The sequence below is a fragment of the Streptomyces sp. rh34 genome, from assembly GCF_002551245.1.
GTDB lineage: Bacteria > Actinomycetota > Actinomycetes > Streptomycetales > Streptomycetaceae > Streptomyces.
Genome location: NZ_NTGZ01000325.1, coordinates 1 through 7,541 on the forward strand (window position 1 = coordinate 1; position 7,541 = coordinate 7,541).

General features: G+C 73.1%; 6 protein-coding genes and 1 pseudogene. 3 read left to right on the forward strand and 4 right to left on the reverse strand.

Annotated features, from left to right (window positions below):
- The 4 genes from CR470_RS34015 to CR470_RS34030 form a co-directional block, all read right to left on the reverse strand.
- Nucleotides 1-601: effector-associated domain 2-containing protein (locus CR470_RS34015; protein ID WP_441350787.1), on the reverse strand; the 601-nt coding region annotated here is incomplete at its 3' end.
- Nucleotides 602-720: 119 nt separating this feature from the next.
- Nucleotides 721-1,545 carry an ATP-grasp domain-containing protein gene (locus CR470_RS34020; protein ID WP_097871293.1) on the reverse strand — a complete coding sequence of 275 codons (825 nt, stop codon included), beginning with the start codon at nt 1,543-1,545 and terminating at the stop codon, nt 721-723.
- Between the two features lie 33 nt (nt 1,546-1,578).
- Nucleotides 1,579-2,829 carry a cytochrome P450 family protein gene (locus CR470_RS34025; protein WP_097871294.1) on the reverse strand — a complete coding sequence of 417 codons (1,251 nt, stop codon included), beginning with the start codon at nt 2,827-2,829 and terminating at the stop codon, nt 1,579-1,581.
- On the reverse strand, nt 2,826-4,127 hold the full coding sequence (locus CR470_RS34030; RefSeq protein ID WP_097871295.1) for a cytochrome P450: 1,302 nt from the start codon (nt 4,125-4,127) through the stop codon (nt 2,826-2,828). The genes CR470_RS34025 and CR470_RS34030 overlap by 4 nt, the downstream gene beginning before the upstream one ends.
- 326 nt (nt 4,128-4,453) lie before the next feature.
- Here CR470_RS34030 and CR470_RS34035 point away from each other — a divergent pair, with 326 nt between their 5' ends.
- From CR470_RS34035 to CR470_RS34045, 3 genes and pseudogenes are all read left to right on the forward strand, one after another.
- Entirely contained in the window at nt 4,454-5,161 is a 708-nt protein-coding gene (locus CR470_RS34035; RefSeq protein WP_097871296.1) for a response regulator transcription factor, read from the forward strand.
- 1 nt (nt 5,162) lies between these two features.
- Nucleotides 5,163-7,220, forward strand: coding sequence for a sensor histidine kinase (locus tag CR470_RS34040; RefSeq protein WP_373561461.1), 2,058 nt, complete (start codon nt 5,163-5,165; stop codon nt 7,218-7,220).
- A gap of 126 nt (nt 7,221-7,346) precedes the next feature.
- Nucleotides 7,347-7,541 (forward strand): annotated as a pseudogene (locus tag CR470_RS34045) (hypothetical protein); the annotation flags it as partial.

The following is a 7,541-nucleotide window of genomic DNA, read 5'->3' on the forward strand; positions in this document are numbered from 1 at the left end:
AGGCCCAGCGGTCCGCCCACCGGCGCAGCGGTGCGCCCCACCCGTCCGACAGGACGGCGGCGGCTTCGACGAGGACCACCGCGGCGGGGAGGCCGTCGGCGAGCGCGGTCATGTCCAGTGCGTGGTCGAAGAGTTCGGCCGGTGCTCCGCTGTCCGGCAGGTCCCCGGGCAGTTCCTCGCCGAGGAGGGCGGCGAGTCGTCCCCCGTCGATGTCCTTCGCCTCGGCGAGCAGTCGGCGCGCCTGCCGGGCGACGTCCTCGGCGAAGACGGGCGCGGGCCGGGGGCCTGGCCGGCCGGCGTCGCTCCGGATGCCCGCCTCGGCGGCTATCCGCTCGGCTTCGTCCTTGCCGGAGACGGTGCGGACCGCGTAGACGAGCGCCTCGGGGCCGCCGGGCCGGTGGATCACCTTGCGGACCAGATGCGACATGTCGATCCGGGGCGTGCTGTCCGGGTAGGTCAGTTCGACGCCGAGCCTGTACGCCACCGTCTCCACGAACTCGACGCGCTGGGTCCGGTCCTTGACACATTCGAGCAGGGTCAGCGCGTCGACCAGGGTCTGCACCAGATCCGGTCCCGGGTGCCCGTGCGGGACAGCATTCATCGCCGGCCACCCCCCGCCGAGTCGGTCCAACTCACATGACTGAACGCGAAGTTACCATGATTGAATCTTCGGCAACCAGGATCTTCACGTGCCCTTGCGGCCCCGTTCGGCGCACCGCCTCAGCCCTCGGACGCGGGCGCGGTGGGGCGGTTCCGCCGGAACGCCAGGTCCCGCTCCCGGACCAGGCCGCCGGGGCCCGCCGACCGGAGCACCACGTCCAGGGCGCGGTCGGGGTCGGCGGCGTAGACGGTGCTGAACCAGGCCATGTTGGCCTCGACGACCGCCCATTCGACGTCCCGGCCGGGGTGGCGCATCCGCCCGACGTCCACGACGACGGCTCCCGGCAGGGTGTCCCCGCACTCCTCGGTGAGCCGGTAGGCGAAGGCGCGTACGGCGGCCTCCTGGGGGTGGCCCGCCAGTGGGGCCGCGTCGAGCCGCCCGTGCACGGCGTAGCGCGATCCGGTGCGGATCTCGCCATCGAGCAGGAAGAGCCTGAACTCGTCCTCCCAGACGACGACTTCACTGATCTGGACGAGTGGGTCGCCGGAGCCCGGTGGAGGCTGCGGGAGCGATGCGCCGTCCGGGTGGACGGCGGCGGGAAAGCTCTTGTCGGTGGGCGGTTTGACGAAGATCGGGCCGCTGCGCCGGCGGGCCTCGGAGAGGGGCACGCGGCTGACGCTCCGGCCGGTGAAGGTGCCCGGGAGCGTGTCCAGCCACCCGTCGTGCGGCTCCAGGAGCGCCACCCCGAGCGGATCAGCGACCCGGGCGGCGAAGCGCGGGCCTCCGTAGTAGTGCCCGTCTCCCCTCCCCCGGTACCGCTCGGGGACTCCGTCGGCGGGCAGCACGGTCACCTCCATGCCGCGTCGGCGTGCCGCGTCGGACAGGAGGGAGGCCGTGCCGGAGCGATGCGGGGCGAGCGCCAGGAACCCCGGTCCGGACGACATACGGCACCTCCCCCCGGCCCGCCGGTTCCGTCGTCAGCCCAGGAGGACCGGGAAGGCGGTCATGTCGTTCTGCGTCATCACCGGAAGCTTGCTGATCTCCTCGTCCGGGACGGCGAGGCGGAGCCCGGGGAAGCGCCTGAACAGAGCGGGCAGCGCGATGCCCGCCTCGACGCGCGACAGGGCCGCGCCGGGGCAGATGTGCGGGCCGTGGCCGAAGGTCATGTGGCGGTTCCGCGTGGGGCGGGTGATGTCGAAGGCGTCGGCGTCGGCGCCGTGCTGCTCGATGTCGCGCCCGATGGCCCGGTAGGAGACGACGACTCCCTCGCCCCGGTGGATCACGTCGTCGCCGACGGTGATGTCCTCGGTGGCGAACCGCATGAGCAGGTGGGTGGTGGGAGTGTCCCAGCGCAGCGTCTCCTCGATCACCGCGTCCCAGCCGACCTCCCCGGCGAGCACCATGCGCAACTGGTCCGGGTGGGAGAGGAGCGCGCGTACGGCGTTGAGGACGAGGCCGATGGTGGTCTCGTGCCCGGCGGCGACCATGGCCTTGAGGTTGCCCACCACCTCCTCCTCGGTGAGCGGCTCGCCGCCCTCATCGGCCAGGATCAGCGCGCTGGTGAGGTCGTCCGTGGGCCGGGCGGTCTTCTCCCGTACGAGGCCGGTGTAGAAGACGTCCAGTTCGGCGAGCAGTGCCAGGCGTTCGTCCTGCGGGGTGAGCATGGAGAAGAACGCCTTGTACTGCCTGGTCAGCATGGCGTGCTGGGACTCGTCCACGCCCATCAGCATGCCCACCACCCGCATCGGCAGCGGCTGGGCGAACACCGCCTTCAGGTCGACGACCCCGTCGTCCCCCTGTGCGGCGTCGAGGGCGTCCAGCAGCTCCTGCGTGAACCTCTCGATCTCCGGGCGGATCGTCTCCAGGCGGCGGGGGGTGAGCGCCTGCGAGGTCTTGGTGCGCAGCCGCCGGTGTTCGGCCCCGTCGACGGTGAACATGGAGCGCCCGGCGTCGATCATGCCGATCAGCGGCCACGCGTGGGTCACCGCGCCGCTCTGCCAGAGGCTCCAGGCGTCGATGTCCTTCACCAGCCGCGGGTCGAGCAGGAGTTGGCGTGCCTCGGCGTGCCGGGTGACCGCCCAGGCCGGGACGCCGAGCAGGTCGATCCGGGCGAGGACCCCGGCGTCGCGCAGCCGCGCGGTCTCGCCGTCCAGGTCCTGGACCATGGGGTCGATGACGACGGTCCCGGCGCCCCGGCCGGCCGCGGCGGCAGTGTGCGGGCAGTTCACAACGCGTCTCCTGTCGTGCGTACGGGAGTGAAGCGGACGGGCAGGGCGGTCGTCCCGCGCAGGAAGGCGGACGGCCGGCGGACCAGTTCGGTCGCGGGGACGGCCAGTTCGAGGTCGGGCAGCCGGTCCAGCAGCACCTCGATACCGGTACGGGCGATGATCTCCGCGATCTCCTGGGCGGGGAAGGGGCAGCGGTACTCGCCGTGGCTGAACGCCAGGTGCGCGCTGTTGCCGCCCTGCCCGGAGCGGACGGCGGAGGCGGTGACCTGCTGCCGGATGTGCGGGTCGGCGTTGGCCGCGCCGAGCCCGAGGAGCAGCATGTCGCCGCGGGCGATGTTCCGCCCGCCGAGCCGGGCGTCGCGCGCGGCCCAGCGACCGGCCAGGATCTGGGTGGGGCCGTCCTCCCAGAGCACCTCGTTCATGGCCTCGGCGACACTGTGCCGGCCGCCGGACAGGGCGTCGGCGAACTGGTCCTCGGTGAGCATCAGCCGGGTGGAGTTGCTGATCCAGTCGGCGGTGGTGAGGTGTCCGGCGGCCGTGATGGCCATCAGGTCGAGCGCGTACTCCTCGTCCGTGAACGGTTCGGGGTGGGCGAGCATCCGGGAGGTCACGTCGTCGCCGGGCCGCGCCCGCTTGGCCGCGACCAGGCGCTGCATGTGCTCGCCGAAGCTCAGGTGCGCCTTCTGCGCGCCGGGGCCGCCGTCGGCGAGGTCCTTGAGCACCCGCGCGATGTCGGCGCCCTCGTCGTCGGGGAAGCCGACGAGCCGGGCGAGCACGAGGACGGGCAGCGGCTCGGCGAACTCGGCGACGAGGTCGGCGGTTCCCCGGCTGCACACGGCGTCGATGAGCCGGTCGGCCAACTGCTCGCAGTGCTGCCGGATCTCGAAGGGGTCCGCCCCTTCCAGAGCCGGTACGACCATGTCGACGTGCCGACGGTGCTCGGCTCCGGCGGTGAAGTAGATGGACGGCATGGGGGTGCCCACCATGGGCAGCAGCGGCCAGTCGGCGGGGACGTGTCCCCACTGGTTCCACAGGGAGACGTCCCGGGGGAACAGCTCCCCGTCGCTGGTGACCTGGTGGAGTTCCCGGTAGCCGATCACCAGCCAGGCGGGGAAGCCGCCGGGCAGCTCGACCGGGACGACCGGCCCGTGGTCGCGCCGCATGGACCGGTAGAGCGCCTGCGGTTCGGTGGGGAAGCCGGGTCCGCCGAGCGCGACGGCGCCCGTACCGGCGCCCACCGGGCAGCCTCCGCCGGTACCGGCCGTGGACGCGGGCGTGGCGGACGAGGGGTTCGTCATCGTACGGACTCCAGGGGCGGCGGCTTCACGCGTTGCGACCATACGATCAACGCGGCACCACTATAAGGAGGTTGCGTGAACCACCGAAGCTGTTCGCGTTCATTTTCGACCGGCCTCCGAACGATGCGGCCTCACCTTCCATCCTTCCTCCCATGACATCTGCACACCTTTGATCACAAGGTCGGCATCGGCGCGGGGGCCGCGCCGGGCGCGGGCGGCCGGCGGACCCGGCCGGGTTCACGTCCGGGACGCGGGCGGCGTGGGGGCCGCCCCGGTCTCGCACCGCGATCCCGCGCTCTACGATCGGGGGCGTGTGCGCAGACGTCATGGTTGCCGAGGACGACGAGAAGCAGGCCGAGCTCGTACGCCGCTATCTGGAACGGGAAGGACACGCCGTACGGATCGTGGGCGACGGCCTCGCCGCGCTCGACGCCGTCCGGCACCAGGAACCCGACCTGCTCGTTCTCGATGTCATGATGCCCCGGGCCGACGGACTCGACGTGGTGCGGGTGCTGCGGTCCGAGAACCGCGAACTGCCGGTGCTGATGCTGACCGCCCGCTCGACCGAGGACGATCTCCTGCTCGGTCTCGACCTCGGCGCCGACGACTACATGACCAAGCCCTACAGCCCGCGGGAGCTGATGGCCCGCGTCCGTACCCTGCTGCGGCGTACCCGGCGGACCGCCGCCCCGGAGCCGGTGGCCGAGGACCCCGTCCTGCGCGTCGGCGCCCTCGTGGTCGACCCCGCGCGGCACGAGGTGTCCGTGGGCGGCGGAAGGGTGGAGTGCACCCCGGGCGAATTCCGGATCCTGGCGGCCCTGGCGGCGGGCCCGGACCGGGTGTTCAGCCGTCAGCGGCTGCTGGAGGAACTCCACGGGTTCGACCGCTACATCAGCGCCCGGACCGTCGACGTGCACGTCATGAACCTGCGCAAGAAGATCGAGCGGGCCCCGCGGCGGCCGGAACGCCTGCTCACGGTGTTCGGCGTCGGCTACAAGCTCACCGACCCGGCGAAGGCGGTCCGGCGTGCGTAGGGTGCGCGACGGGGACGACGGGACGGTCGGGCTCGGTACGGGCGGGGACGGCAAGAGCGCCGGCCGACGCGGACGGCGCGACGGCCGACGGGAGAGGGCGGGCCGGGCGCGGCTGCCGCTGCGCCGGAGCCTGCTGGGGCGGCTGCTCGCCGTTTCGGCGCTGGTGGCCGCGTGTTCGGTGGCGGCCACCGCCTGGATCGCCGTGCAGACCACCTCGGGTGCGATCAAGCAGGAGCAGGGGCAGAACCTCACCGCGGACGCCCGGATCTACGACACCCTGCTGGACTACGCCGCCCGCAATCCGACCTGGGACGGGGTCGGTGCGACGGTGCGCGAACTGGCCCGGGAGTCGGGCCGCCGGGTCGCCCTGACCACGCAGGGCAGGCAGCCGCTCGCCGACTCGGCCACCGCGGCGACCGCCCCGGCGCTCGGGCCGCAGGCGTCCGCCGTGGTCGACCCGTTGTCCGTGGACACCGTTCTGGCGGCGCGCGGGACCGACGGGCAGGGGACGGCGGCCGACCGCATCGACCCCCGGGCGGTGGGTCCGTTCCGGCTGTCGGCGGCGGACAGCAAGGCGTTGCGGCGGACCGCCGACAGCAAGGTGGAGTGCCTGAACCAGGCGGGAATCGCCTCGGACGTGGTGGTCGGCCCGAGCGGCCGCCCCCGGGTGCAGATCGTGGGCAACGACCCCGAACGCGCGCTGGGCACCCGTTGTGATCTCGCCGCTCTGGACACACCGACCCCTTCGGAACGGAAGGCGCTCGACGCGCTCACCGAGCTGGCCGACGCCTGTCTGAAGCGCCAGGGACGCGAGGGTGTGCGGCTGAACAGCGACCTGTCCTGGGGTGACCCGGCGCGGGTGTCCCTGGCACCCGAATCCGGTCCGCGGCCGGGCGAACCCGGGCCGCTGGTGCCGGAGCCCGCGCCTGTGCCGACGCCGCGCGACGCCCCTGCGGAGGACGCCGAGCCGTCCGTCGTGACGCCGGAACGCACCGGGGAGAACGACCGGGCCATCGCGTCCTGTGTGGGCACGGCCCGGAGCGAACAGCTCAGCTCGTACGTGGCCTCCCCCGCCCTCCTCTTCATCGGTGACGAGGGCGGCGCGACGCTGCCCGGGTTCGACCTCTCCCCCGCGAACACGGCCAGGATCGCGGGCGCGGCTGCGCTCGTGCTGGCCCTCACCGTGGGCGCGTCGGTGTTCGCGGGAGCCCGGCTGGTACGTCCGCTGCACGCGCTGACCGGCGCCGCGCAGCGTATGCGGGACGGGGAGCAGCCGGAGTCGGTGCCCGTCTCGGGGGACGACGAGGTCGGCCGGCTGGCCGCGGCGTTCAACGACATGTCCGCGCACCGGGCGCGACTGGAGGAGCAGCGCAAGGCCATGGTGAGCGACGTCGCCCATGAGCTGCGCACCCCGCTGAGCAACATCCGGGGCTGGCTGGAGGCCGCCCAGGACGGACTCGCCGACCCCGACCCGGCGTTCGTCTCCTCGTTGCTGGAGGAGGCCGTGCTGCTCCAGCACATCATCGACGACCTCCAGGACCTGGCCGCCGCCGACGCCGGGGTACTGCGACTGCATCCCGAACCCGTCGAGGCCCGGGAGCTGCTGAGCCAGGTCGCCGCCGCCCACCAGGCGCGGGCGGAGAACGCGGGCGTCACCCTCGCCGTCACGGGCACCGCCCCGGGGCCGGCCCTGCGCGCCGATCCGGTCAGGCTCCGGCAGGTGGTGGGCAACCTGGTGTCCAACGCCGTACGGCACACACCGGAGGGCGGGCGGGTGACGCTGCGCGCGTACGCCTCCGACGAGGGTGACGGGGCGGTGCTGGTCGAGGTGGCGGACACCGGTTCCGGCATCCCGTCCGAGGACCTTCCCCATGTCTTCGACCGGTTCTGGCGCGCGGAGAAGTCCCGCAGCCGCCGTACGGGCGGCAGCGGCCTGGGCCTCGCCATCGTCCGCAAACTGGTCGAGGCCCACGGTGGCACGGTGGACGCGACGAGCGTCGAGGGCAAGGGGTCGACGTTCGTCCTTCGGCTGCCCGGAACCACGCCGTCCGGCCCCTGATGGGATGACCACAGCGCTCTGACAGCTTCTTCATATCTCCACGCCAGCCTGGCGGCATGCCCCGTCCCCGGTGCGAACCGTCATCCGGGACCGTCACGGGGCCGACTCTGGAATGGAGCCATCCGTATGACCGCTTTCACCTCTCGTCGTACCCTGCGTGCCACCGTCCTGGCCGCTGTCGCGGCCGGCGCGGTGCTGGTCCCGTCCGCCGCCGCCTTCGCCGACGCCTCCCCGAAGCCGTCCGAGCCCGCCGTGGTCGACCTGTCCGAGCGCAAGGCCGCCGATGACGCCGCGAAGGCCGCCCGGCCGGCGGTGAAGCCG